General features: G+C 63.1%; 23 protein-coding genes. 7 read left to right on the top strand and 16 right to left on the bottom strand.

The window, feature by feature from the left end; translation table 11 throughout:
* Position 1 precedes the first annotated feature (1 nt).
* On the top strand, positions 2 to 1213 hold the full coding sequence (locus H351_RS17800; protein WP_019748389.1) for a phosphoglycerate kinase: 1212 nt from the start codon (positions 2 to 4) through the stop codon (positions 1211 to 1213).
* Between the two features lie 6 nt (positions 1214 to 1219).
* Entirely contained in the window at positions 1220 to 2005 is a 786-nt protein-coding gene (gene tpiA / locus H351_RS17795) for a triose-phosphate isomerase (protein WP_019748390.1), read from the top strand.
* A gap of 110 nt (positions 2006 to 2115) precedes the next feature.
* Here the strand turns inward: tpiA and H351_RS17790 are convergent, their stop codons facing one another.
* A complete protein-coding gene (locus H351_RS17790; protein ID WP_029255333.1) occupies positions 2116 to 2901 on the bottom strand; it encodes a tyrosine-protein phosphatase in 786 nt (261 codons plus the stop codon).
* A 209-nt stretch (positions 2902 to 3110) separates the two neighbouring features.
* On the opposite strand from H351_RS17790, the gene secG reads away from it, so the two are divergent.
* The 3 genes from secG to H351_RS17775 all read left to right on the top strand — a co-directional run bounded on the left by secG (position 3111) and on the right by H351_RS17775 (position 7112).
* On the top strand, positions 3111 to 3344 hold the full coding sequence (gene secG, locus H351_RS17785; RefSeq protein ID WP_003944946.1) for a preprotein translocase subunit SecG: 234 nt from the start codon (positions 3111 to 3113) through the stop codon (positions 3342 to 3344).
* Between the two features lie 103 nt (positions 3345 to 3447).
* Positions 3448 to 6222, top strand: a complete 2775-nt coding sequence (gene ppc, locus H351_RS17780; protein WP_029255334.1) for a phosphoenolpyruvate carboxylase — start codon at positions 3448 to 3450, stop codon at positions 6220 to 6222.
* A 104-nt stretch (positions 6223 to 6326) separates the two neighbouring features.
* On the top strand, positions 6327 to 7112 hold the full coding sequence (locus tag H351_RS17775; protein WP_029255335.1) for an oxidoreductase: 786 nt from the start codon (positions 6327 to 6329) through the stop codon (positions 7110 to 7112).
* On the opposite strand, the gene H351_RS17770 is transcribed toward H351_RS17775, so the two are convergent.
* The 9 genes from H351_RS17770 to tkt all read right to left on the bottom strand — a co-directional run bounded on the left by H351_RS17770 (position 7099) and on the right by tkt (position 16707).
* Complete coding sequence (locus H351_RS17770) at positions 7099 to 7611, bottom strand: hypothetical protein (protein ID WP_244891365.1); 513 nt, start codon at positions 7609 to 7611, stop codon at positions 7099 to 7101. The two genes, H351_RS17775 and H351_RS17770, sit on opposite strands and share 14 nt — an antisense overlap.
* A gap of 303 nt (positions 7612 to 7914) precedes the next feature.
* The gene (locus tag H351_RS17765; protein ID WP_029255337.1) at positions 7915 to 8637 is read right to left on the bottom strand and encodes an AAA family ATPase; all 723 of its coding nucleotides are present in this window, start codon (positions 8635 to 8637) and stop codon (positions 7915 to 7917) included.
* Between the two features lie 32 nt (positions 8638 to 8669).
* The gene (locus H351_RS17760) at positions 8670 to 9014 is read right to left on the bottom strand and encodes an iron chaperone (RefSeq protein ID WP_029255338.1); all 345 of its coding nucleotides are present in this window, start codon (positions 9012 to 9014) and stop codon (positions 8670 to 8672) included.
* A 26-nt stretch (positions 9015 to 9040) separates the two neighbouring features.
* The gene (locus H351_RS17755) at positions 9041 to 9961 is read right to left on the bottom strand and encodes an SDR family oxidoreductase (RefSeq protein WP_029255339.1); all 921 of its coding nucleotides are present in this window, start codon (positions 9959 to 9961) and stop codon (positions 9041 to 9043) included.
* A 326-nt stretch (positions 9962 to 10287) separates the two neighbouring features.
* Positions 10288 to 11025: a 6-phosphogluconolactonase gene (pgl, locus tag H351_RS17750; RefSeq protein WP_029255340.1), complete on the bottom strand. Its 738-nt coding sequence runs from the start codon at positions 11023 to 11025 to the stop codon at positions 10288 to 10290.
* Positions 11018 to 11926 carry a glucose-6-phosphate dehydrogenase assembly protein OpcA gene (gene opcA, locus H351_RS17745; protein WP_019748400.1) on the bottom strand — a complete coding sequence of 303 codons (909 nt, stop codon included), beginning with the start codon at positions 11924 to 11926 and terminating at the stop codon, positions 11018 to 11020. The genes pgl and opcA overlap by 8 nt, the downstream gene beginning before the upstream one ends.
* Entirely contained in the window at positions 11926 to 13470 is a 1545-nt protein-coding gene (zwf, locus tag H351_RS17740) for a glucose-6-phosphate dehydrogenase (protein WP_020907722.1), read from the bottom strand. The genes opcA and zwf overlap by 1 nt, the downstream gene beginning before the upstream one ends.
* A 4-nt stretch (positions 13471 to 13474) precedes the next feature.
* On the bottom strand, positions 13475 to 14599 hold the full coding sequence (tal, locus tag H351_RS17735) for a transaldolase (RefSeq protein ID WP_029255341.1): 1125 nt from the start codon (positions 14597 to 14599) through the stop codon (positions 13475 to 13477).
* Between the two features lie 5 nt (positions 14600 to 14604).
* The gene (gene tkt, locus H351_RS17730; protein WP_019748403.1) at positions 14605 to 16707 is read right to left on the bottom strand and encodes a transketolase; all 2103 of its coding nucleotides are present in this window, start codon (positions 16705 to 16707) and stop codon (positions 14605 to 14607) included.
* A gap of 201 nt (positions 16708 to 16908) precedes the next feature.
* On the opposite strand from tkt, the gene H351_RS17725 reads away from it, so the two are divergent.
* Positions 16909 to 17892 (top strand): heme o synthase, encoded by a 984-nt coding sequence (locus H351_RS17725; RefSeq protein WP_003944994.1) that lies wholly within the window; start codon positions 16909 to 16911, stop codon positions 17890 to 17892.
* A gap of 56 nt (positions 17893 to 17948) precedes the next feature.
* Here the strand turns inward: H351_RS17725 and H351_RS17720 are convergent, their stop codons facing one another.
* The gene (locus H351_RS17720) at positions 17949 to 18914 is read right to left on the bottom strand and encodes a quinone oxidoreductase family protein (RefSeq protein ID WP_029255342.1); all 966 of its coding nucleotides are present in this window, start codon (positions 18912 to 18914) and stop codon (positions 17949 to 17951) included.
* A gap of 83 nt (positions 18915 to 18997) precedes the next feature.
* Between H351_RS17720 and H351_RS17715 the strand changes: the two genes are divergently transcribed.
* Positions 18998 to 19360, top strand: a complete 363-nt coding sequence (locus H351_RS17715) for a hypothetical protein (RefSeq protein WP_020969598.1) — start codon at positions 18998 to 19000, stop codon at positions 19358 to 19360.
* A gap of 63 nt (positions 19361 to 19423) precedes the next feature.
* Here H351_RS17715 and H351_RS17710 read toward each other — a convergent pair whose 3' ends face one another.
* The 5 genes from H351_RS17710 to mptB form a co-directional block, all read right to left on the bottom strand.
* Positions 19424 to 20398 (bottom strand): COX15/CtaA family protein, encoded by a 975-nt coding sequence (locus tag H351_RS17710; RefSeq protein WP_019748407.1) that lies wholly within the window; start codon positions 20396 to 20398, stop codon positions 19424 to 19426.
* Between the two features lie 99 nt (positions 20399 to 20497).
* Positions 20498 to 21892: a hypothetical protein gene (locus H351_RS17705; RefSeq protein WP_223257842.1), complete on the bottom strand. Its 1395-nt coding sequence runs from the start codon at positions 21890 to 21892 to the stop codon at positions 20498 to 20500.
* Between the two features lie 47 nt (positions 21893 to 21939).
* Entirely contained in the window at positions 21940 to 22776 is an 837-nt protein-coding gene (locus H351_RS17700) for an ABC transporter permease (protein WP_371747369.1), read from the bottom strand.
* Between the two features lie 14 nt (positions 22777 to 22790).
* Positions 22791 to 23732, bottom strand: a complete 942-nt coding sequence (locus H351_RS17695; protein ID WP_029255345.1) for an ABC transporter ATP-binding protein — start codon at positions 23730 to 23732, stop codon at positions 22791 to 22793.
* Positions 23729 to 25483, bottom strand: a complete 1755-nt coding sequence (mptB, locus tag H351_RS17690; protein WP_003944776.1) for a polyprenol phosphomannose-dependent alpha 1,6 mannosyltransferase MptB — start codon at positions 25481 to 25483, stop codon at positions 23729 to 23731. Before mptB ends, H351_RS17695 begins: the two co-directional genes overlap by 4 nt.
* Between the last annotated feature and the right edge of the window lie 85 nt (positions 25484 to 25568).

The following is a 25568-nucleotide window of genomic DNA, read 5'->3' as shown; positions in this document are numbered from 1 at the left end:
AGTGGCAGTTCAGACGCTGAAGGATCTGCTGGACGCTGGGGTCGAGGGGCGCACCGTACTGGTGCGTTCCGACCTCAACGTCCCGTTGGATGGCGGAGAAATCACGGACCCGGGCCGCATCGTCGCGTCCGCTCCCACCCTGCGGGCACTTGCCGAGGGTGGAGCGAAGGTCATCGTGACCGCGCACCTCGGGCGCCCCGACGGTCAGCCCGATCCCAAGTTCTCCCTCGCACCGGTTGCTGCGAAGTTGGCCGAAATCCTCGGTCGCAACGTGCAACTCGCCGGTGACGTCGTGGGACAGGACGCGCTGGCTCGTTCCGAAGGACTCACCGATGGTGACGTCCTGATGCTCGAGAACATCCGTTTCGACCCTCGCGAGACCAGCAAGGACGAAGCCGAGCGGGTCAAGCTCGCCAAGGCTCTCGTCGAGCTGGTCGGTGACGACGGCGCATTCGTCTCCGACGGATTCGGTGTTGTTCACCGTAAGCAGGCGTCGGTCTTCGACGTCGCGAAGCTGCTCCCGCATTACGCCGGTTACCTGGTCGGCGCCGAGGTCGAGGTGCTCGCCAAGCTCACGCAGGACGCTGCGCGTCCGTACGCGGTGGTGCTCGGTGGCTCCAAGGTCTCGGACAAGCTGGCCGTCATCGAGGCACTGGCACCGAAGGTCGACACTCTGGTGATCGGCGGCGGAATGTTCTACACGTTCCTCGCGGCTCAGGGTGTCTCCGTGGGCAATTCGCTGTGCGAAGAGTCCATGATCGAGACCTGCAAGGGTCTCCTCGACCGGTACGCCGACGTCATCCACATCCCTCAGGATGTTGTCGTCGCGGACTCCTTCTCGGCCGATGCCGAGTCGAAGATCGTTCCGTTCGACAAGATTCCCGACGGTTGGATGGGGCTGGACATCGGACCGGAGTCGGTCAAGCGCTTTGCCGCGATCCTGACCGGCGCCAAGACGGTGTTCTGGAACGGCCCGATGGGCGTGTTCGAGTTCCCGAAGTTCGAGGCAGGCACCCGCGGTGTCGCCGAGGCAATCGTGGAGGCAACCGAGAAGGGCGCCTTCAGCGTCGTCGGTGGCGGCGACTCCGCAGCGGCCGTTCGTCAGCTCGGTATCCCGGACGAGGGCTTCTCGCACATTTCCACCGGTGGTGGCGCTTCCCTCGAGTACCTCGAGGGCAAAGAGCTGCCTGGCATCGCAGTACTGGAAGGCTGATCCGACATGGCACGTAAGCCGTTGATCGCCGGCAACTGGAAGATGAATCTGAACCACCTCGAGGCTATCGCCCTGGTGCAGAAGATCGCTTTCTCCTTGCCTGCGAAGTACTTCGACAAAGTGGACGTCACGGTCATCCCGCCGTTCACCGACATCCGTAGCGTCCAGACGCTGATCGAGGGCGACAAGCTCCTCCTCACGTACGGCGCGCAGGATGTCTCGGCTCAGGACTCGGGTGCGTTCACGGGTGAGATCAGCGGCTCCATGCTGGCCAAGCTCGGATGCACCTTCGTCGTGGTCGGCCACTCGGAGCGTCGCACCCTTCACGGTGAGACCAACGAGACCGTCCTCGCCAAGACCAAAGCCGCTCTCAAGAACGGCCTCACGCCGATCGTGTGCATCGGTGAAGGCCTCGAGATCCGCGAAGCGGGCGATCACGTTGCCTACAACGTCGACCAGCTCAAGGGTTCGTTGGCGGGCCTGAGCGCGGAGGAGATCTCCAAGATCGTCATCGCGTACGAACCTGTTTGGGCTATCGGTACCGGCCGTGTCGCTTCTGCCGCTGATGCACAGGAAGTGTGCGCTGCGGTACGAGCAACAGTTGCCGAACTTGCCGACGCCGAGGTCGCAGCCGGCGTTCGCGTTCTGTACGGCGGCAGCGTCAGCTCCAAGAACGTCGGAGAGATCGTCGGCCAGACTGACGTCGACGGCGCTCTGGTCGGCGGCGCGTCGCTCAAGGCTGACGAGTTCGCGACACTGTCTGCGATCGCTGCAGGCGGTCCACTCCCGTGATGTGATCGGGTAGTGAGCTGGAAACTGCAGGACACTGTCACTGCATGACACTGAACTGCGGGCGTGTGACCGAGTAGGTCACACGCCCGCAGTTTTTTGATTCGCCGGATTCAGCTCACGAGTTTGGTTTCCAAAGCGCCGACGAGTTCGGGAGCAAGGTCCAACCCGGTGGTCAGATAGTTCTCGACGGTCCCGTAGTGGTGCTCCACCTGCTCGAAGGCAGCGCCCAGGTAACTTGCGTCGACGGACAGCAGCAACCGGATCACCTCGCCCTTGTCTGCATCTGTGGCGGCGGCGATCGTTGCGACCGTCGCATCGATGTACTCGGCCGAGTACGTATTCGTGAGCAGGTAGTCCGCCATGATCGTTTCGCGCGGTACACCGGCGAGTGTCTGCAGTAGTGCTGCTGCCCAGCCTGTTCGGTCCTTGCCTGCCGTGCAGTGGAAGAGTTGCGGCCCGGCGGTAGTGGCCAGGGCGGCGAACAACTGCGAGAATCCGCTGCGAGTGACGGGGTCTGCGACAAAGCTGCGATTGATGTTCTGCATGAAAGCTGTTGCAGCGTCCGCTGTTCGGAGAGCCATCGCTTCGGCGTGGATGTTGCCGGACAGGATGGGAATGTGGGCGTACATCGCCGGCGCAGGCACGGTGTCGGGAGTTTCGTTCGCTTCGGTTTCGGAGCGCACGTCGTAGACGGCGGTCAGCCCCAGCGATTCCACGATCGCAAGATCCTCAGGCGAGGGCGTCAGCACGTTTGCGCGGTAGAAAACTCCGCGGCTCATCGCCTGTCCGCTGGTCGTGACGTACCCGGGGCCGGCCACGTCGCGGAAGTTGTGAATCGAAGCCAGACGTGGTGTGTCAGGCAAGGGTATGTCGGGCAGGGCAGTGTCGGAAAGCATGGAGCCGGCCTTTCGGAGGTAGAGTCGCGTCAACTGAAAAACTACTGAATCGGTATCTCGACAGTGTGATCGATGCCACTGACCAAGAGTCGTGCCTGGCCGGGTGCAAAGTCATGTGCGAGGCGGGTATGTGGTCAGGCTATCTGTGCGCGCCTGTATGGTGTTATCGGTTGTAGTTGTCCCTATTGGATTGGTGGACGTAGACAGACATGAAACTGTTCCTGGATATCCTGCTGGTCATCACCAGCTTGCTCCTCATCGCCTTGGTGCTCCTGCACCGCGGTAAGGGCGGCGGTTTGTCGAGTCTGTTCGGTGGCGGTGTCCAGTCCAGCCTGTCCGGATCGACTGTTGTCGAGAAGAACCTCGACCGGTTGACGGTCTTCACCGCGTTGATCTGGCTCATTTCGATCGTCGGCATCGGCCTGGAGATCAAGTTCGCCTGATTCTCGGCTCATGACTTGCAGCCGGTAGTTTTTCACACACGAATTTCAGACACGGAACCCCGCCTATCGAGCGGGGTTCTTTGTTTCGGTCGATAATTGAGTGATGACTGAAACCGCGTCGCATCGAGAAACACCGCGAGAGGCCACCGAGCCGCTGCGCGAAGACATCCGGCTTCTCGGCGGAATACTCGGACAAATAGTGCGAGAGCAAGCCGGCGACAATGTTTTCGATCTGGTCGAGCGAGCCCGTGTCGAGTCGTTCCGAGTCCGTCGGTCGGAGATCGACCGCGCCGAACTGGTGTCGCTGTTCGCCGAAATCAGTACGGACGACGCCATTCCCGTCATTCGTGCGTTCAGTCACTTCGCGCTGCTCGCCAACCTGGCCGAGGACATCCACCGCGAGCGTCGACGGGCCATCCACGTCAACGCGGGTGAACCGCCCCGCGACAGCACTCTCGCCGCCACGTACACCAAACTCGATGCAGCCGATATCGATTCGGCTACCGTCGAAGAAGCGCTGCGGGGCGCCCTGGTCTCACCCGTCATCACCGCTCACCCGACGGAGACTCGACGCCGCACGGTGTTCGAGACGCAGAGTCGGATCACCGAGTTGATGCGATACCGCGAGCGCACGGCGCTGAGCGTCGCAGAAACCGCTGATGTCGATCTGCAATTGCGCCGTCAGATCCTGACCCTGTGGCAGACGGCTCTGATCCGGCTCAGCCGCCTCCGTATCCAGGATGAAATCGAGGTAGGCCTGCGCTACTACGACGCGGCGTTGTTCGAGGTGATTCCGAAGATCAATGCCGAGGTCCGCAAAGCTCTACGAACGCGTTGGCCGGACGCCGGGCTCCTGCCGGAACCGATCCTGAGGCCGGGTTCGTGGATTGGCGGTGACCGGGACGGCAATCCGTACGTGACCGGCGAAATCGTCCAGCGCGCCACGTCGCGCGCTGCGGCGACTGCTCTCGAGCATCATCTCGAGGAACTCGAACATCTCGAGCGTGAACTGTCGATGTCGGCGCGGCTGGTGTCCGTCACGCCCGAACTCGATCTGCTGGCGTCTACCTCCGGCGACGATTCTGCATTCCGGGCCGACGAGCCGTACCGTCGCGCGATTCGCGGCATCCGCGGGCGATTGAGCGCAACCGCACTGACGGTGCTGGGGGAGTTGCCCGCCCACGGCTCCGACGACGGACTCGAGGCGTACACCGACCCGGCACAACTGCAGAGGGATCTCGGAATCATCGACACCTCGTTGCGTCGTTTCGGCGACGAGACCATCGCCGACGATCGACTCGATCGGCTCCGAGAAGCGGTGGAGGTGTTCGGCTTTCACCTGTCCGGTCTGGACATGCGGCAGAACTCCGAGGTACACGAAAGCGTCGTCGCAGAACTTCTGGCGTGGGCCGGAGTTCACTCGGACTACACGTCCTTGCCGGAAGCCGATCGAGTCGAATTGCTGTCGGCCGAGTTGACGACGCGGCGACCGCTGACTTCGCCGGACGCCGAGTTCAGCGAATTGACCACCAAGGAACTGGCCATCATGGCGGCCGGCGCCAAGGCGGTGCGGGTTCTCGGAGCGGGCGCGGTACCCAACTACATCATCAGCATGTGTACCTCGGTCAGCGACATGCTCGAAGCTGCGGTGCTGCTCAAAGAGGTTGGGGTGCTCGATCCGGGCGTCGGTAACGAGCCCTCCTGCCCGATCGGAATCGTCCCGTTGTTCGAGACGATCGAGGATCTGCAGGGCGGCGCCGACACATTGCTGGCGACGCTCGACATCCCGATCTATCGTGCGATCGTCCGTTCGCGCGGTGACAGTCAGGAAGTGATGCTCGGGTACTCCGACTCGAACAAGGACGGCGGGTACTTGGCCGCCAACTGGGCGCTGTACCGTGCCGAACTCGACCTCGTCGATGCCGCGCGTAAGAGCGGAATCAGGTTGAGGCTCTTCCACGGCCGCGGCGGAACCGTCGGACGTGGCGGCGGACCGAGCTACGAAGCGATTCTCGCGCAGCCCCCCGGCGCAGTCGCTGGTTCTCTGCGAATCACCGAGCAGGGTGAGGTGATTGCGGCCAAGTACGCCGAACCGCGTCTGGCGCATCGCAACCTCGAAACACTCATCGCCGCGACTATCGAGTCGACGTTGCTCGACGTCGAAGGTCTTGGCAGCGACGCAGATGCGGCCTACGCGGTGTTGGACGAGTTGGCGGCACTCGCCCGTACCGCGTACAGCGAATTGGTGCACGACACACCAGGATTCGTGCAGTACTTCGAAGCGTCGACACCGGTCGCCGAGATCGGAGCACTCAATATCGGCTCTCGTCCGGCCTCTCGCAAGCAGACCAAGGCGATTTCCGATCTGCGTGCCATTCCCTGGGTGCTCTCGTGGAGTCAGTCTCGCGTAATGCTTCCGGGTTGGTACGGAACCGGCGCCGCGTTCGAAAGATGGATAGACGGAGACGACACTCGGCTTGCCACGTTGACGGCCCTGTACGAGAAGTGGCCGTTCTTCCGAACCGTGCTCTCGAACATGGCCATGGTGATGTCGAAGTCTGATCTCGGTTTGGCGGCCCGCTACGCGGACCTCGTGCCCGACGCCGAACTGCGCGATCGAGTCTTCGGAATGATCACCGACGAGCACGAACGCACAATTCGCATGTACAAGGCAATCACAGGCAACGAGAACCTCTTTGCCGACAACTCGGGCCTCGAGCGTTCGGTTCACAACCGGTTCCCGTACCTCGAACCACTCAACCATCTACAGGTCGAGCTGATCCGTCGGTACCGTTCCGGCGACGAGAGCGATCAGGTGCGTCGGGGTATCCAGCTGACGATGAACGGCCTTGCCACTGCGCTTCGTAACAGTGGCTAGGTAACAGCGGCTGGTTCTGCAGGTTTACCAGGGTGTGCGTGCGGCGACTCTAGAGCTGTCGCACGCACACCCAACGCTGCGCACCGGACCGAACGGGGACCGCAGTGGATCTGCAATTGGACGGACGAACTGCCGTGGTTACCGGCGCGGGAAAAGGTATCGGGTTGGCGATCACTCGGGCCTTGGCGGCCGAGGGAGTCCACGTCGTCGCGGGCTCGCGGACGCTCTCGCCGGAACTCGAATCGCTGCAGGCCGGCGGCGCCGTCACCTTTGTCGGCGTCGACCTCGCGAGTGTCGAAGGATCTACCCGACTGCTCGAGGTTGCAGCAGCGAGGGGCGGCGTCGACATCTTGGTCAACAACGTCGGCGCCGTCACCCCGCGAACGAGCGGCTTCGCGGCTATCACGGACGAAGAGTGGGCGTCGTCGTTCAATCTGACGTTCTTGTCGGCTGTACGCACTGTTCGCGCTGCGCTGCCGGAGTTGATCCGCAGAGGTGGCGGAAGCATCGTGACGATCAGTTCGGTCAACGCATTCTTGCCTGACCCGACGGTGATCGACTACAGCGCCGCCAAAGCGGCGTTGACCAACTTCTCGAAGTCGTTGTCGAAAGAACTGGGAGGGAAGGGGATCCGCGTCAATACCGTCAGCCCTGGTCCGGTGCAGACGGAGTTGTGGCTCGGCAAGCACGGAGTGGCCTCGACGCTGGCGAAGGCGAATGGTTCAGCCGCCGACGATATCGTCGAAAGTGCGGCCGCCGGCGCCGAGACGGGCCGCTTCACCTTTCCCGAAGAGGTAGCGGACCTGGTGTTGTTCCTCGCCAGCGATTGCGCGGGGAACGTGACGGGCGCGGATTTCGTGATCGACGGCGGTCTGATCAAGACCTTGTGATCATTGCTGCCTGAAACCTGATCATGTGCGCGACGGTCGACGACGTGATGCACAGGATCACTGCGGACGCGATGACCACCCACAGTCCCCACCCGATGGACGGTCCGGCGGTGTGCCCTGCGACCTCGGTACTACGTCGCACAATGGACGCGGCGTTTCCGACGGCAACGATCAAGACGGCGATTCCCACCAGCGGTCCCGTGCAGTGATTCTTCATCTCGGGCGTGACGTCCCGAACCATGAGGGTGATCAGCGCGGTTACCGCGCCCAGAGCGAGGACGAGTGTGATCACTCCGCATTCGTCGGTACCACTGTGGTCGAGGGCGGAGGATGACGTCCACGGGCCGAGGCTTCCGGCGACGATCCCGGCGCACGCCCACAGCGATCCGATGAGGCTAGGTCCGAAACGGTCGGGCATGAGGGAGGGAATCGTGCGGGTCGACGGCGGCTGAAACCCGAAGGCGCGTTGGTGATCCGGCTGATTGGGTGTGAACGTCACGCGACGGACCACCTTTCCTCCGCGCCGTCGTGGCGCCCAATCCAATGCCTTTTCGGAGTCTAGGGCCGCCCACTTCACTTTTTGCCGAATCGAGCGAAATTGATCGAACCGGCAGTACCAGTCAGTGCACGAAGTCCAGAGCTTCCTTGATCCACGCATTGAACTCGACGTTCGAACTCGTCCCGGTTCGGTCGACGACGATCCATCCCTTGCTCATCGGCTTACCCCGCATCTCGGGCCACGGATACGCTCAGCCAGCGCCTTGTCGTATGCCATGGAGGCCTCCTGGGGTGGAGTTCCAGGTTAGATCAGGTGGCGCAGGTACGTCTGCGGGTCGTGAAGGAACCGCTGCCAGTTCGAGACCAGATCGAGGTCCTCCCAGCTCGCGGCTCGGATTCCCCATTCGCCGATCTCGAGCAGATTGGCGTTCGGCAGTGCCGCGATGATCGGCGAGTGCGTCGCGATCACCGCCTGCGCGCCGGATGCCACCAGCTCACCGAGCAGTGCGACCAGCGTCAAGGTCCCTTGGAATGAGAGTGCGGCATCGGGTTCGTCGATGAGATAGAAGCCGCCGTCGGAGGTCCTCGACGACAAGATCTCGAGCAGCGCCTCACCGTGTGAAAGGTGATGGTAAAGCGGTTCAGGTCGCCTGGGATTGGGGTTGTCCTCCAAATACGTGTACAACCCGTGCAAGGTTTCGTCTCGGAGGTAGTACGCCCACTTCGACGCGCCGGGGCTCCGCTCGACCACAAGGTCGAGGCCGCTCGGTTCACTCGATCTGGTCTGATGTCGCGTATTGGTAGACCCGCCTTCGGCATTGAGACCGAGAACGGCGGCAAGAATTTCGATGACGGTCGACTTCCCCGCTCCGTTTTCGCCGACCAGAATGGTGACACCCGGTGGAAGTTCAAGACCGTCCCGAACGATCTGCGCAACCGCGGGCACCGTCATCGGCCAGCTGCCTACGTCAGCGCCCGACGATGTCCCGGCCTTGATGCGTCGGATGGGTTGTCTCTGCACGGCCATACGCTCTCACAAGGCTCCGACGGGAACTGAGGTTAGTGGCGCTGCGCGAGCAATTCGACGATTCGAGCCACGAGATCGAGGGGGATCGGTTTGTTCAACGGGAACTTCACGGTTGATTTCGCAGCCCGGTACGGGTCGACGGACTTCTCGAACTCTGCGTCACCTGCCGGGAGTGGGTACATCGAGATGTGGTGTTTCCAGCCTGCGAAGTGAACCAGGTTCTTCCCATTCACCGTCATGGTCGGCATCTGATAGCTGATGGTTTCATCGAGGCCGGGAACAGTGCTGTGGATCGTCTCGCGGATGCTCCCGAGGGCTCGCTGCACGTCGGTGGGAAACGACGCGATGTATTCGTCGATCGTCGCGAATTCGGCCATGAAACGGATCTTAATCACTGTCGGATTCAGTTGGCTCGCCAAAAATCGGGGCGGCTGCCGTCGGTGTCGGTGAACCCGTATTCCGTTCCGAGTTCACCTGAACTGACCGATCGCTGATTCCATCGCTTCCGATTCGAATCGGCGGCGAGGGCGGCGATCGCACGTCCTGTGAATCTTGGTGACTCGGAGCGGGCAAAATCCGGAGGTGCAGTCGGACCATCCCGCTCCGGCGACAAAGCGTCACGCCAATTCGATTCGCCGACACCAAAATTGTCGAGCATCATCTCCGATCGCAGGAACCCCGGAGTGATGGCGACGGCAGTACAGCCGAACGGGGCAAGTTCGTGGCCTTGCGAAAATGCAAGCCTGTTCACGGACACCTTCGCCAGGTCGTAGAACACCGAGATGCGATAGTTCGATGCGTTGTATTCGGTAGTGCCGTCGGTTATTTCGGCGACCAGTCCGCCTGGCCGATCGATCATCAGCGGCAGGAGGTGGTGCGACGTGGTGATGTGGGTGTCGATCGCCAGGCGCAGAATGTGAAAGCCCTTGTCCAGATCGTGTTCCCATACTGGCGTGTTCCACTCCGCCGGCCCACCCTTGAGTAGTTCCGCGCCCCAGATGTCATTGACCAAGATGTCGATATGTTGATAGTCGGCGCGCAAGCGTTCGGCGAGATCAGCCACTTGTTTGCTCTTGAGATGATCGACGGCAATCGGCACGCCGACGCCGCCCAGTTCGGTGACAAGCTCTGCCGTCTCCTCGATGGTTTCGCCGCGCGGATAGTCCGACTGAAGTATTCCGGCAGATGTGCTCCGGCCAGTGCAGATGACGGTTGCACCGGCCTCACCCAGGGCTGCGGCGATTCCGCGTCCGGCGCCCCTCGTCGCCCCGGCAACAACAGCCACTCGCCCGCGAAATGCATCCGGATTCGGTGTCCACGACATTGTTCGATTGTTCTCGCCTGGATTGCTTCGTTCAAGAGTGAAAGCGATCTGCGGAACCGAACCCTACTTCGCGGCGTCCAAGGTAGTAATCGCTCGAAAGAACGAGACAGGGGGAGAGATGAATCATTGTGCAGGGCAGAGTGCCCGTTGGAGACAAGGGATCTCGGGATTGAGTTCCGTTCCGTCAAAAGGAAATTCGCATCGGATCCGGACTCAGCGGGTAGTCATGACTCGCCACTGTGAAAATGTCCTCGATGTACCACCGGGCCGGGAATCGCCTGAAGACGATTCCCGGCCCGGTGTGAAATCAGATCCGTGAAATCAGATCAGAGCTGCGAGGCAGCGTCCGTATCGAGGAACCAACGCGTCGCCACCAAACCGGTGGCGCCGGCGGACGGCCAGTCCTCGGACGAAGCACCTCCGACAGCTTTGGCAACGGCCTCGGCCTTTGCAGCACCCGAGACGAGCAGCCAGACCTCTTTGGCACGCCGAACAGCAGGCAGCGTCAGGGTGATCCGTACCGGTGGCGGCTTGGGGGAGTCCGTCACCGCGACAACGAAACGAGCTTCCTCGCGAACGGCGTCGGTATGCGGGAACAACGAGTTGACGTGTCCTTCTCCACCCATACCGAGCAGGTGCACGTCGAACGTCGGAACCTGATTGCCGTGTGCCTGAGCGCCCAGCAGTTGTTCGTACGCCGTCGCCGCCCCGTGCGGATCACCGTCGTAGATACCGTCGGATGCGGCCATCGCATGCACCCTGTCGGGATCGACCGGCACGTGATCGAGAAGCGCCTCACGAGCCTGGACTTCGTTCCGCTCGGGATCGCCGGACGGCAGGAACCGTTCGTCGCCCCAGTACAGATCGATCTGCGACCAGTCGATGTCGCCGGGAGCGTCACGCAACTTCTCGAGAAGTGCGATCCCGGTTCCGCCACCCGTCAGCACGATGGATGCGAACCCGCGAGCCTTCTGGGCGTCAACGATTGTCGTGACCAGGCGTGCGGCAGCGGCATCGACCAGTTGGCCGGCGTCGGAAAACTTCTCTACGACAACATCACTCATAGGTCACCTTCTCCAAACCAGCCAGCGCTTCTTCGTAGATCTCGTCCGGATCGAGCCGACGCAATTCCTCGGCGAGGCAATCGCGCGTCTCTCGACGACCGAGCGAGACCAGCGAGTCGGGCTGACCGGTGCGGATCAGGGTTGCGGTCGTACCCTCCTGTGGGCGGCTGATGGAGATGCTGCGAGTCTCCAGCTTCAGCTCGACGGTGAGCTCACCCGTACGTCGGATGACCGGACCGTCGATCTTGGCTGCCAACCAACCGGCGAGAATATCCAGTGCCGGTTCGGTTTTGAGACCGGAGACCACCGCTGAGGTGATCTTCTCGTGCGGCGGCTGATCGAGAGCCGACGCGAGCAGTGCGCGCCAGTAGGTGACGCGACTCCAGGCGAGATCGGTGTCACCGGCGGTGTACGACGCGAGTCGTCCCTTGATGGTGGCAGTCGGATCCGGGGCACCGGTGGCGTCGGTGATACGACGGATCGCAAGCTTTCCGACGGGGTCCTTCGCCGGAATCTCGGGTGCCTCGAGGGGCCACCACGCGACTACCGGTGTGTCGGGGAGCAGGAACGGGATGACGACGCTGCTCTCGTGGTCCGCCAGGGGACCGTAGAGGCGCAGCACCACGACCTCAGAGGCGCCGGCATCCCCACCGACGCGGATCTGAGCATCGAGCCGAGGCTCGCTCTGCTCGTCGCCACGCAGAAGCACGATGACGCGGCAGGGGTGCTCGCGGCTTGCTTCGTTGGCGGCCTCGATTGCGGCCTCGGCGTTCCCGGTGTCCCTGGTGCAGACGACAAGCGTGAGCACACGTCCCAGGGTGACAGCGCCGCCGGTCTTACGTACCTCGACCAGTTTCTTGCTGACCTGGACCGTGGTGGTGGAGGGCAAATCGAGAATCACTAGGGTCGCCTCCATTCGCGTCCGGTGCGTTGCATCATTTCGTCCGCAGACGGTGGTCCCCACGTTCCAGCCTCGTAGGGTTCCGGCTTGCCGCCGGCTGCCCAGTGTTCGAGGACGGGATCGAGGATTTCCCAAGACAATTCGACTTCGGCATTGACGGGGAAGAGAGACGGCTCGCCGAGCAACACGTCGAGGATGAGTCGCTCGTACGCCTCCGGTGACGACTCGGTGAAAGCCTGACCGTACGAGAAGTCCATGTTGACGTCACGGACTTCCATGCTCGATCCGGGAACCTTCGAGCCGAACCGCATAGTGACGCCCTCGTCAGGCTGCACGCGGATCACGAGTGCGTTCTGGCCGAGATCTTCGGTCATGGTCTTGTCGAACGGCAGGTGTGGTGCGCGCTTGAAGACCACCGCGATCTCGGTGACGCGGCGGCCGAGACGCTTGCCCGTGCGCAGGTAGAACGGCACGCCCGCCCAGCGACGGGTGTCGACCTCGAGGGTGATGGCGGCAAAGGTCTCCGTTGTGGAGTCCGCTGCGAAGCCCTCTTCTTCGAGGAGTCCGACTACCGGCAACCCGCCCTGCCAACCACCTTCGTATTGTCCGCGGGCAGTGGTCTCGTCGAGTGGTTCGGCCAGACGCGTTGCCGAAAGAACCTTGATCTTCTCCGCCTGCAGATTGAGCGGTTCGAAGCTGATGGGTTCTTCCATCGCCGTGAACGCGAGCAATTGGAGCAGGTGGTTCTGGATCACGTCACGGGCCGCGCCGATGCCGTCGTAGTACCCGGCACGGCCGCCGAGGCCGATGTCCTCGGCCATCGTGATCTGGACGTGGTCGACGTAGTGCGCGTTCCAGATCGGATCGAACAACTGGTTCGCGAAGCGCAGAGCCAGGATGTTCTGGACCGTTTCCTTGCCGAGGTAGTGGTCGATACGGAAGACCGTGTCCTCGGGGAACACCTTGTTGACGACGGCGTTCAGTTCGCGAGCGCTCTCGAGGTCGTGACCGAACGGCTTCTCGATGACAACTCGTCGCCACTGACCGTCCTCGGCCTGCGCGAGGCCCGACGCCGACAGTTGCTCGAGCACCTGAGGAAACGCGTTGGGCGGAATCGCAAGGTAGAACCCGTGATTGCCGCCGATACCACGTTCGTTGTCGAGCGTGGCCAACGTCTCGGACAGGTTCTGGAAGGCCTCGGCCTCGTCGAAACTGCCCTCCACGAACCGGATACCTTCGGCGAGCCTCTCCCAGACGTCCTGACGGAACTTGGTGCGAGCACCGTCCTTGACTGCTTCGAGGACGACGTTCGCGAAGTCCTCGTCCGTCCATTCACGCCGGGCGAACCCGACCAGAGCGAATCCGGGCGGCAACAGTCCACGGTTGGCGAGGTCGTAGATGGCTGGCATGAGCTTGCGCCTGGCGAGGTCGCCGGTAACGCCGAAGATCACCAGGGCACAGGGCCCCGCAATGTGCGGAAGCCGTTTGTCGGTGCTGTCCCGAAGGGGATTCACCCAATCTGATGCCGCCGCGGAATCGCTCACAGGCTCAGCTCTTCTGGGTTGCTGCGCGAAGCTGCTCGGCAGTTGCGTCGAGCAACTCGTTCCAGGACACCTCGAACTTGTCGACGCCCTCGGTCTCGAGGACCTTGAACACGTCCGCAAGATCGATGCCGACAGCTGCGAGCTGATCGAAGACGACCTGCGAGTCCTGAGCGGTGCCCGAAATCGTGTCGCCCGTGATCTCACCATGGTCGGCGAGAGCGTCGAGCGTCTTCTCCGGCATGGTGTTGACCGTGTTGGGCGCAACCAGCTCGGTGACGTAGAGCGTGTCCGGGTAATCCGGGTTCTTCACGCCGGTCGACGCCCACAGCGGGCGCTGAGCCTTGGCGCCATCGGCCAGGAGAGCCTGGAAGCGCGGCTGCACCTCGAAGATCTGCTGGTACGCGTTGTACGCCAGACGAGCGTTTGCGAGTGCAGCCTTGCCACGAAGCTCGAGAGCTTCCGGCGTGCCGATCGCCGTGAGGCGGTTGTCGATCTCGGAATCCACACGGGAGACGAAGAATGAGGCGACCGACTCGATGGACGAGATGTCGCGGCCGGCAGCCTTGGCGGTGTCCAGACCGTCGAGGTACGCGCCCATGACAGCTTCGTAGCGCTCGACCGAGAAGATCAAAGTGACGTTGACGCTGATGCCTTCACCGATCACCTTGGCGATGGCGGGGATACCGGCCAGCGTCGCGGGGATCTTGATGAGGACGTTCGGGCGGTCGACGATCTTGTGCAGCTCGATCGCCTGCGCGACAGTCGCGTCGGTGTCGTGCGCCAGACGAGGATCGACCTCGATGGACACGCGGCCGTCGACGCCGTTCGAGGCCTCGAACTGCGGGGCCAGGATGTCGCACGCAGCGCGCACGTCGTCGGTGGTGACGGCCGTGATGGTGGCGTCGACATCGGCGCCGCGCTCGGCCAACTCGCGAACCTGAGCGTCGTAGGCCGAGCCCTTGGACAGTGCCGCCTGGAAGATCGACGGGTTGGTCGTGACACCCACGATCGACTTCGTGTCGATCAGGTTCTGCAGGTTGCCGGACTGGATGCGATCTCGCGAGAGGTCGTCAAGCCAGATGGAAACGCCTGCAGCGGAGAGCTTTTCGGTATTCACGTTCTGTGTCATCGAGATCATCCCTTCACAGATGCGAGGGAGCGCTGCGCGGCTTCGACAGTCGCGTCGGCGGTGATGCCGAACTCCCGGTACAAGGTCTTGTAATCGGCGGAAGCGCCGTAATGCTCGAGCGAGACGGCCTGGCCGGCGTCGCCGAGGATGCGCCACCACGGCATTGCGATACCGGCTTCGACGGACACGCGTGCGCGGACGGCGGGCGGAATGACCTCGTCGCGGTACGCCTGATCCTGCTCGAGGAACCAGTCGAGGCACGGCACGGAAACGACGCGGGTTGCGACGCCCTGAGCTTCGAGGGTCTCGCGAGCCTCGGTGGCCAGATGCAGTTCGGAACCGGTCGCAAGCAAGATGACCTCGGGCGAACCGTTGGCAGCGTCGACGAGGACGTAAGCGCCGCGCTTGACGCCTTCGGCAGCCTTCTCCTTGGTGCCTTCGAGAACCGGGATGTCCTGGCGGGTGAGCGCCAGAGCCGTCGGGCCCGTCTTGTTCTCGAGTGCTGCCTGCCATGCGAACGAGGTCTCGTTGGCGTCACCCGGGCGGACGACGGCGAGGTTCGGGATCGCACGAAGAGCAGCGAGGTGCTCGACCGGCTGGTGAGTCGGGCCGTCTTCGCCGAGACCGATCGAGTCGTGGGTCCAGACGTAGGTGACGGCAGTCTTCATCAGTGCAGCCAGGCGAACCGCCGGACGCATGTAGTCGGAGAAGACCATGAAGGTTCCGCCGTACGGACGGGTGGGCCCGTGCAGCGCGATGCCGTTGAGGATCGAGCCCATCGCGTGCTCACGGATACCGAAGTGAAGCGTGCGGCCGTAAGGCTGCGCAGTCCAGTCGCTCGTGGAGATGGAGAAGGGGCCGAACGAATCTGCGCCCTTGATGGTGGTGTTGTTGCTGCCGGCGAGGTCGGCGGAACCGCCCCACAGTTCGGGCAGGATCGGTCCGAGCGCGTTGAGTGCCGAACCGGAGGCCTTGCGAGTCGCAACGCCCTTGGCGTCGGCCTCGTAGGTCGGGAGAGCGTCGGCCCAGCCGGCAGGGAACTCACCGGCGAACAGGCGGTCGAAGAGTTCCTTGCGCTCGGACTCACGTGCGGCCCACGCGTCGAACTCGACCTGCCATGCCTTGTGTGCGTCGGCTCCGCGCGAGACGACCTCACGGGCGTGAGCCAGAGCGTCGGCGTCGACGTCGAAGGACTTGCTCGGATCGAAGCCGAGGGCTTCCTTGACCGCGGCGACCTCGTCGGCACCGAGTGCAGAGCCGTGAACGTCGCCGGTGTTCATCTTCTTCGGCGCCGGGAAACCGATGATGGTGCGGAGCAAGATGATGGACGGACGATCGACGACGGCCTTGGCTGCGGCAACCGCGTCGAGGATGCCGGAGACGTTCTCGCCGCCATCGACGTGCTGAACGTGCCAGCCGTATGCCTCGTAGCGCTTTCCGACATCTTCGCCGAGAGCGATGGCGGTGTCGTGCTCGATGGAGATCTTGTTGTCGTCGTAGAAGACGATCAGGTTGCCCAGTTCCTGGACACCGGCGAGTGACGACGCCTCGGAGGTAACGCCTTCCTCGATGTCACCGTCGGACGCGATCACGTAGATGTGATGGTCGAAGGGGGAGGAGCCGACCGGGGTCTCCGGATCGAACAGCCCGCGCTCACGACGCGCCGCCATGGCCATGCCGACTGCGGACGCAAGGCCCTGGCCGAGCGGACCGGTGGTCATCTCGACGCCGACGGTGTGGCCTACCTCGGGGTGACCGGGGGTCAGTGCGCCCCACGTGCGGAGAGCTTCGAGGTCAGCAAGCTCGAGACCGTACCCCGAGAGGTAGAGCTGGGTGTACAGCGTCAAGGACGAATGGCCACAGGAAAGAACGAAGCGGTCACGGCCGACCCATTCTGCATCCGAAGGATCGTGGCGCATGATGCGCTGAAAGAGGGTGTATGCCAACGGCGCCAAGCTCATTGCAGTTCCGGGATGGCCGTTGCCGACCTTCTGAACCGCGTCGGCGGCGAGCACGCGGGCGGTATCGACAGCCTTGGTGTCCAGGTCGGTCCAGTCCGAGGGGTGGACGGGTTGCGTGAGGACGTGGATCTCGTCTGTGATCGACACTGGCAGATGTCTCCTGACATGGTGTACGTGGATTGCGAGGGTGGGGTGTCCCTCCACTGCGTAACCCAGCCTAATGGTCCTGGCTGTCCGGGTCGATTCGGTTCCTCAATGGCTGCGGTCTACCATCGTTCGTAGTAGAGGACAGTGTCAGCAGTGTGTCGTGAACAGTTAGTGCGGTAACGCGTGGTGCAAGGAGAGAACGTGCGGACAGGGCAACAGCCGAGCGGACATGGCTTCGGCAGCCCAGGTGCCGCCCCGCGGGCGACCAATACCGATACGGTGTGGGGTCGCGCAACGGGCAAGGTTCTGGCTTATATCGCGCTCACGAAGCCGCGAGTTATCGAATTGCTGTTGGTGGCAACCATTCCGGCAATGCTGCTGGCCGATCGCGGAACGGTCGACATCGTTCTGATCCTCAGCACCCTCTTCGGTGGCTGGATGGGCGCAGCGAGTGCGAACTCGCTCAACTGCGTCGTCGACGCCGACATCGACAAGGTCATGAAGCGCACCGCGAAGCGTCCGTTGGCCCGCGAGGCGGTGCCGACCCGTAACGCACTCGTCTTCGGACTTCTTCTCGGACTCGCGTCGTTCCTGTGGCTGTGGTGGCGAGCCAACCTCCTGGCCGGCATCCTCGTCGTGATCACGATCGCGTTCTACGTCCTCATCTACACGATGGTTCTCAAGCGTCGTACCTGGCAGAACGTGATCTGGGGTGGCGCAGCCGGATGTATGCCCGTCCTCGTAGGCTGGGCCGCTGTCACCGGGTCGCTGAGCTGGCAGCCCGTCGTGCTGTTCCTGATCATCTTCTTCTGGACGCCGCCGCACACCTGGGCGCTCGCGATGCGATACAAAGAGGACTACAAGGCGGCAGGTGTTCCCATGCTTCCGGTGATCGCCACCGAGGAGCACGTCACCAAGCAGATCCTGTTCTACAGCTGGGCGATGGTCGTCACGACGCTTGTCCTCGTCCCTGCGTCGGGCGTCATCTACGCCGCAATCACCATCGTCGCCGGTGCGTGGTTCCTGCTCATGGCTCATCAGCTGTACCGCAGCGTTCGCGGCGGTGCTCAGGTCAAGCCGCTGCGCCTGTTCCTGCAGTCGAACAACTATCTTGCGATCGTTTTCGTCGGCCTCGCTGTCGACTCGGTTCTCGGACTCCAGACGATCAGCGACATGCTCAGCTGATTCTGCTGTGCGCCTTTATTAACCGCGGGCGGTTAATAAAGGCGCACAGCACTTTGCTAGGGGATCAGAACGATCGACCCGGTCGTTGCTCTACCTTCCAGATCCCGATGGGCTGTTGCCGCATCGGCGAGGGGATACTCGGCGCCGACGCGAATATCGAGCTTCCCGGCCGCAATGGCGTCGAAGACATCGCCCGCCCGCCAGGTCAGTTCCTCACGAGTGCGAATGTGATGCGCGAGCGTCGGACGCGTCAGGAACAGCGAACCCGATGAATTGAGCCGCTGCGGATCGACGGGCGGAACCGGGCCACTGGCCGCACCGAACAATGCGACAGTGCCGCGAATACGGACGGAAGCCAGGCTCGAATCAAAAGTTGTCGCGCCGACGCCGTCGTATGCCGCCGCTACTCCTTCGCCGCCGGTCAACTCCCGGACTCGCGCTGCTATGTCCTCGTCGTACCGCAGGACCTCCGAGGCACCGGCGCCGCGCGAGAGTTCTTCCTTCGCATCCGACGACACAGTCGTGATGACCTTCGCCCCGAGGCTGACGGCCATCTGCGTCAGGATCAACCCGACGCCGCCCGCGCCTGCGTGCACGAGCACGGTGTCGCCGCTCTGGATCGGATACGTCGACTTCGCGAGGTAGTGCGCCGTCATCCCCTGCAGGAGCGCCGACGCTGCGGCCGATGCCGGGACACCATCGGGCACCTTCACCGCGACTGCGGCGGGAACAGCCACCTTCTCGGCGTAGCTGCCCGTGGCGGCCGCCCACGCGACACGGTCACCAACGGCGAATTCGGTGACGTCGGAACCGACAGCTTCGACGACGCCGCTGCCTTCGTCGCCGGGAATATAGGGGAGCAGGCGCTTGTACTGGCCCATTCGGAAATACGTGTCGATGAAATTGATGCCGATCGCTTCGGTTCTGACGAGTAGATCGCCTGGGCCGGGTGTCGCTTCGGGTTGTTCGGTCAGAGTCAGAACCTCTGGTCCGCCGGTCTCGGTCACGTAGATGGCTCGCATGGTTTCTGTTCTACACCCGGGACGGCCGACGCTCAGTCCATGCCTGGTGTCGCTTCCGGGCTACCGACCAGTATTGTCGAGTCATGAGCACCGATACCGAGAAGTCGGACGCCACCCCGTCCGCGCCGGAACTGCCGAAGTCCACGGTGAACGCCATCACCAAGTTCGTCGCCGAGCACGGCGGCACCGCCAGCGCCGTCATTCAGCCGGTCGGCCTGGCCGGCGTTCGCATCACTCTCGTGGGTGCCGACGGCATCCTCGGTGATCAGGTCGTCGAGGACCTCGCCACGGCCAATGCCGTCGTTGCGTCCTTCGACACCGTCACCGTTGCCGAGTGGGAGCGTGAGCTGACGAGCATCGTCACCCCCCAGGAAGGCCACTTCAAGAAGATGGCCGGTTGGGTCGCCAACCAGACTCGGTTCCCGAAAGCACGCAACGAAGCCTGAAATGACGTGTGGGGCGTAGGAACACTTCTTGGTGTTCCTACGCCCCACACGTGTCTTGAAGCGTCAGAGGGCCGGTATCGGCGAATCGGTCGGCGTGTACTGGCGGGTCTTACCCGCAGCCCAAACTGCTGCGGTCGCAGCCGTGCACAGTCCCGCACCGGCGACGTGCATGATCACCAGAACTTCCGGCACATCGGTGAAGTACTGCACGACCCCGATGAGCGCTTGGGCGAGGATCAGTCCGAGCAGGACTTTCAGACGGATCTTCACGGCCGCAGATGTCCCGACCGCATATAGACCGAATGTCAGACCCACGACCAGCGCGAGATATCCGACCAGCAGCTGTGAGTGCAGATGAACAAGCGTCACGATCTCGACCTCCAGGCGCGGAACCGTGCGGTCCAGGCCCTTGTCGCCCGCGTGGGGACCCGCACCCGTCACGAGAGTTCCGGCGACCAATACGCCGGCGAGCGCGACACCTGACAGCGCGGTAAGCCAGCGCAGCGGCTTCGGCATCACGACCAGAGTTGTTGCCTCGTCGGGTTCCGCGATCTTCGCGTACATCACCGTGGCAACCCAGACCATCAGCATCGACGCAACCAAGTGAATGGCGACCGTCCACCACAGGAGACCTGTGAGGACGGTGATACCGCCGATCACTGCCTGAACGACAGTGCCGAGCGGCATCATCCAGGCGTAGACAAGCACCTCTTTGCGGCGGCGAGCGCGAGTCACCGCGAGCACGATTGCGGCAGCGACGATGACGACCAGGAACGTGAGTAGGCGGTTGCCGAACTCGACGGCTTGGTGAATCACCGCGACCTGTCCGTGGCCGACCGGGACGAAGCTACCGGGGAAGCACTGCGGCCACGTCGGGCAACCGAGTCCCGAGTCCGTCACGCGCACCACCGCGCCGGTGACAGCGATGCCGCCCTGCGTCAGGATCACGATGAACGCGATGATTTTCTGCGTTTTCAGCGAGGGGAGAGGTAGTCGATCCACCAAGCGTAAAAATCCGGCATACACACGATTCACCACGCCAACGATCGTAGTTCCCCATCAACTACACAGTGTCGTTGGGGGCAGGCGTTGAAGCAGGCGCGAAGCGAACTGCGCAGCCGTGGGGGCCAGCTCGCGTCAGTTCGCGCGAACGCGCACGATTCCCGAGATCGTTCCCTGGAAGTACTCGCCCGACTCGGTGATGAGTGCCGACATCTGCAGGGTGTCGTTGAGGATCGTCGACGGCAGCGGAGTCGAACCGATCTGTGACCCGTCCTTCGAGTCGATCACCGCGAACGAGTACCCGTCGAGCGGAGAGGTGCTCGGATTACCGTCCCGCGTGACGGTGTAGATCGAGCCGTCCGCCGTCGAGAGGTGCGGTACCGCGGAGCTGCGAATCGTGTTGTCCCACACGACATGGCAGCCGACCGGATCGATGTCGACCCGGGTCATTCCGCCGTTGAAGGGTGCCGTGGCGGGGACCGCTGGACCGGCACCTTCAGGAGTCGTGGGGTACGGGTATCCGTAAGTGCCGGCCACGTAGACCGAATGACCGATGCCGACGGGGGAGTTCTCGCTGCCACTCGGTGAGCCGTCCTTGCTGGCCGCGGACAACACCGGCTGCGTGCACACCTCGGCGCCCGTGTCAGCGCGATAGACATGCAAGCTCACCGTCGGGTGGGCGTTGTCGACGATGGTCAAGAAATCGCTGCCCGTCGACGGGCCGAAGTATGTCGGAGTCGATCCGGTTCCCCAGCTGAGCTGACCCGGATTGCGGGCCGGCCCGCGGTCGTACGGCTGACGCCAGTCGATGACGACTTCGTCGCCACTTCGCTTCAGTTGGTAAAGCGCGTGGGTCGTTGCGACGGCAGTGCCAGTCGGGGAGGTGGAGATGCTGTTCTGCACCTGTTCACCCTCAGGGAGCGCAATGCTGTGCGCGATTCGATCCGTGCCGACATACCCGACGGTGCCGTGCCCGGTGGCGAACCAGACATTGCCGTCCCAATCCGGGGCGAGGCCGGTGACGTTGTCGTCGGCGGCAACCGCACCACTGAGATCGATGACATCCGCGAGTTCCAGCCGCCAACTGCCGTCTGGATTCTGCGCATGGGAAATGCGGACCAGTTGACGGTTTCCGTCGACGGCTACGAGACGGTTCTCGTTGTCGAGGTAGGCGTAGACGCCGCCGAGCAGGCTGCCCTTCGCGAGCGGCAGTTGCGCGACCGACCGTCCCAAGGGTGTGGCGTCGGCCTTCGGATCGATCAAATGGATGGTCGGGATCTGGCCGATCATCGTCGTGCAGAGCGAGACGATCATGCCGTCGGAACCCTGGAGGACCGTCGGGCAGGCGGCCATCATCGGGAAAGCTGTCACCTCGTGTGGGCCGGTTCCTGGACCAGGCAGCGGCGTGACGTCGGACGAGCCCGCGTCACCGTGCATGGTGGAAGTACCGACGGGACCGAGGTGCGGATTTGCAGGTGCGAGTGGACCGGACACCGAAGGGGTCGCCGTTGCGGGTCCGGCACACAACATCACTGTTGCGGCCACACAGCCGACGATCTGAGCTGTCCGTCGTGTACTCACGTGAACTTGAACCACCTTGCTGCGCAGACTCCGGCCACTGCGGCCCAGACGAGAAGTACGAGAATCGAGAACCAGTCCATCGAGGTGTCGAGGGCCGCTTCGAGTGCGTGTGCCAGTGCGCCGGACGGAACAATGCGCACCAGCGTGTGAACAGCGGTCGGGAGTTCACCGCTGGCGAAGACCACACTGCCGATGCCCACCATGATGAACCACAGGATGTTGGCGAGCGCGAGAACGATTTCTGCTCGCAAAGTACCGCCGAGCAGGAGGCCAAGCGCGGCAAATGTGACAGTACCGATGGCAATGACCACTGCGCCGAGTACAAGTTCGACGAACGACGGACGCCACCCCAACGCCAAACCGATAGCGCCGAGCAACAGCGACTGCAGCGCCACGACGATGATGACGGCAGCGCTCTTGCCTGCGATGATTCCCCACCGCGGTAGAGGCGTTGCACCGAGTCGTTTGAGCGCGCCGTATCGGCGATCGAATCCGACGGCGATGGCCTGTCCGGTGAACGCCGTCGACATCACGGCAACCATCATGACACCAGGGAGCACGGTATCCACCCGAGAATCGCCCAAATCGCCGATCGGAAGCAGACACAGTCCGATGAGCAGGGTGATCGGGATGAACATGGTGAGCAGCAATTGCTCACCGTTGCGGAGCAGAAGTGTTAGCTCCAGTTTGGTCTGCGCCGCCAGCATCTTGGCCGCCGAATTGGGGCGGGGATCCGGCGAGAAGGTGCCTGGCTCGAAGCGGTTCTCGGCGAGCCGTCGGTCTCTGGCAACGCTGATGGGACTGCTCTGGCCGTTCGACGCTGTTTCGTTCATGACCTTGATCTCCGTCATCCCCTCAGTTCCCGGCCCGTCAATTCGAGGAAGACGTCTTCCAGACTCCGTTGATCGACGCGAATGTCGTTGATCAGCACGTCCTGATCGGCACACCACGTCGCAACTGTTGCCACGGTTGCCGGATCGATTGCACCTTCGACGACGTAGGTGCCTGGGTTGGATTCCTCGATGCGGAACCCGGCGAGTGAACCGGCCAGCGAATCGAGGCTCAAACCGGGAACCGTCGTCAGACGGAGTTGTCCTTCGGCGCCCTTGCTGGTGACCTCGGCCGGCGTTCCCGACGCGACCATCTTGCCGTGGTCGATGATGACCAGTTCGTCGGCGAGTGCTTCGGCCTCGTCCATGAGGTGTGTGGTGAGCAGGACGCTCACGCCGTCGCGTCGCAGAGCGTCGATGAGTTCCCACACCAGCAGGCGCGCCTGAGCGTCGAGCCCAGCGGTGGGTTCGTCCAGAAATACCAATTCGGGGCGGCCGACCAGCGCGCACGCCAGGGACAGTCGTTGCTGCTGGCCTCCGGAGAGACGGCGGTACGGGGTCTTGCGCGCATCGGTGAGGCCCAGTTTGGAAAGGAGCCAGGCGGGATCGAGCGGGTCGGCCGAGTATGCGGCCACGAGGTCGAGCATTTCTCCGGCCTTGGACCCGGGGTACGCGCCGCCGCCCTGCAGCATGACACCGATTCGCGAGCGGACTTCACCGGAGTCGGCGATGGGATCGAGACCGAGCACTCGAACCGTGCCGGCATCGGGGGTGACAAACCCTTCGCACATCTCGACGGTGGTTGTCTTACCGGCTCCGTTGGGGCCGAGCAGGGCAACGACCTGGGCCGTCTCGACAGTGAGATCGATACCGTCGACGGCTCGAACACCGTCGAAGGACTTGACGACACCCTGGATCTGTACCGCCGGCGTCGACGATCTGGAGGCTCTCGAGGTCACGGGGAATCAGCGTAAGCCCCCGCCGAGTTGTCTTCGTCTACCGGTCCGCCTTTCGTGATCTCCGCTACTGGCTTGTCGCTACGCCAGGGGAGTGAATTGCGGGTGAAGACGATGAGCGTTCCGGCGGTGAGGATGGTCGCGATGACGGCCTGCACGATCATGAACGGAAGGTATTCGGCGCCGTTGGACATCAACATGACGCTGACGATCGAGGTGAAGACGACGGCAGGGATGCGGAAAATCGGTGCGGTGGCCCACGCGGCCAACGGAAGGATCGCCCACAGCAGGTACCACGGCTGAACGACGGGGAACAGGAGAACGATCGCTCCGAGTGCGATGCCGAGTCCACCGACCGGGTGTATGCGGCCCATGTACACCGAGATCATCATCCGTGCGGTGACGAGCATGGCGACGAGAGTCGCGATGGGCCGCGTGATCGTGAGGATCGCCGTCGTGTGATCGCCGAGTCCGAGCAGTACACCGGCCAATCCCGTGCCGACGCCCAGGAGCGTCGGGATGGACATCCAACTCCGGACTGCGGTGGCGGTGTCGAGGGTGTTGATCCAACCCATACCGAGCCCACTGGCCACGCTGATGACAAACGTGACGACAGCGGCAACGATGCCCAGGAGAATCGCGGCTCCCGCCAGGGCTTTCCAGGTTCCACCCCAACGCCGAGCCAAGGCCATGCCGACGAATCCCAGTGCAAGCAAGGACGGAATCTTGACGGTCGACGACAACGCGATCAAACCTGATCCCGCAACGAGATAGAACAGCGCTCGCCCACGGATGGGCCCGGACCCTTCGACTGCGCGGAGGGCGATCTCGATTCCGGCGAGCATCAACCCGAGCATGAGCGCTTCATTGTGGATGCCGGCCACCAAGTGGAAGAGCAACAGCGGGTTCGCGGCACCGAGCCAGAGCGAACTGACGGCAGAGACACCGCATCGCTTGGCCAGTCGAGGTATCGCCCACACGATGAGCGCGACGCCGGCCAATGCGAGCAAGCGGTGCAAGAAGATTCCGGCCACGATGTTGTCGCCGGTCAGTGAGCTGATCCCGCGTCCCAGCCACAGGAAGAACGGTCCGTACGGAGCTGGGGTGTCGCGCCAGATCGTCGGAACCGTGCGGGTGAGAACGTGGTCGACACCCAGTGCCGCCTTGGGACCGATGGCGTACGGATCGAGTCCACGGGCCGCGATTTCGCTTTGAGCCAGATACGAGTAGACGTCGCGGCTGAACATCGGCGGTGCGACCGAGAGCGGCAGGATCCACAGCAGGAGTGTGCGGTCCAACTGGGAACGGGTCATGCGCCGCGGTGCGCCGGAACGGCTGCGTATGTCCCCGACTGCAAATCGGCCCATCATCAGCCAGGCGAGAACGACGAGCACGGTTCCGGTCATCGTCATGGTGAGTGAGACCGTCGGCATACGTCCGGGGAGGCTGAGGACTCGAAGTCCTGCGGTCGGATTCTGCAGGACGGGTTGTGCGCCGGCGCCGAGCGCTCCGACTGCCATCAAGACCGCGCCGGTCGCGCCGAATCGGCGGATCCCTCGCAGTTGTGCGGTTTCCTTCGCGTTCAGGCCCGGGCGCTCGTCCTCGTCGCCGTGCAGCACCGCGGCCATACTCTGCCGGGGAGCGGATCCGAAAGGTCGAACGCCGATTGTGGAAAGCGCGAGTGCCTTGGGTTTTTCCAGCAGGATCGCGCGCGCCGATCGCGCGGTCGTCGTCTTCTCGGGGGTCTGCGGCACACCAGGCAGCGTAGCGGCTCCATCCAGCCGGACAGACAAGCACAAACAACGTACGTTGTCCGGATATTCCCGAATGTAATGCAGG

Source organism: Rhodococcus erythropolis R138 (genome assembly GCF_000696675.2).
GTDB classification, from domain to species: Bacteria; Actinomycetota; Actinomycetes; order Mycobacteriales; family Mycobacteriaceae; genus Rhodococcus_F; species Rhodococcus_F erythropolis.
The sequence above is the reverse complement of the archived record's forward strand: the minus strand, read 5'-3'. Positions and strand labels throughout refer to the sequence as shown.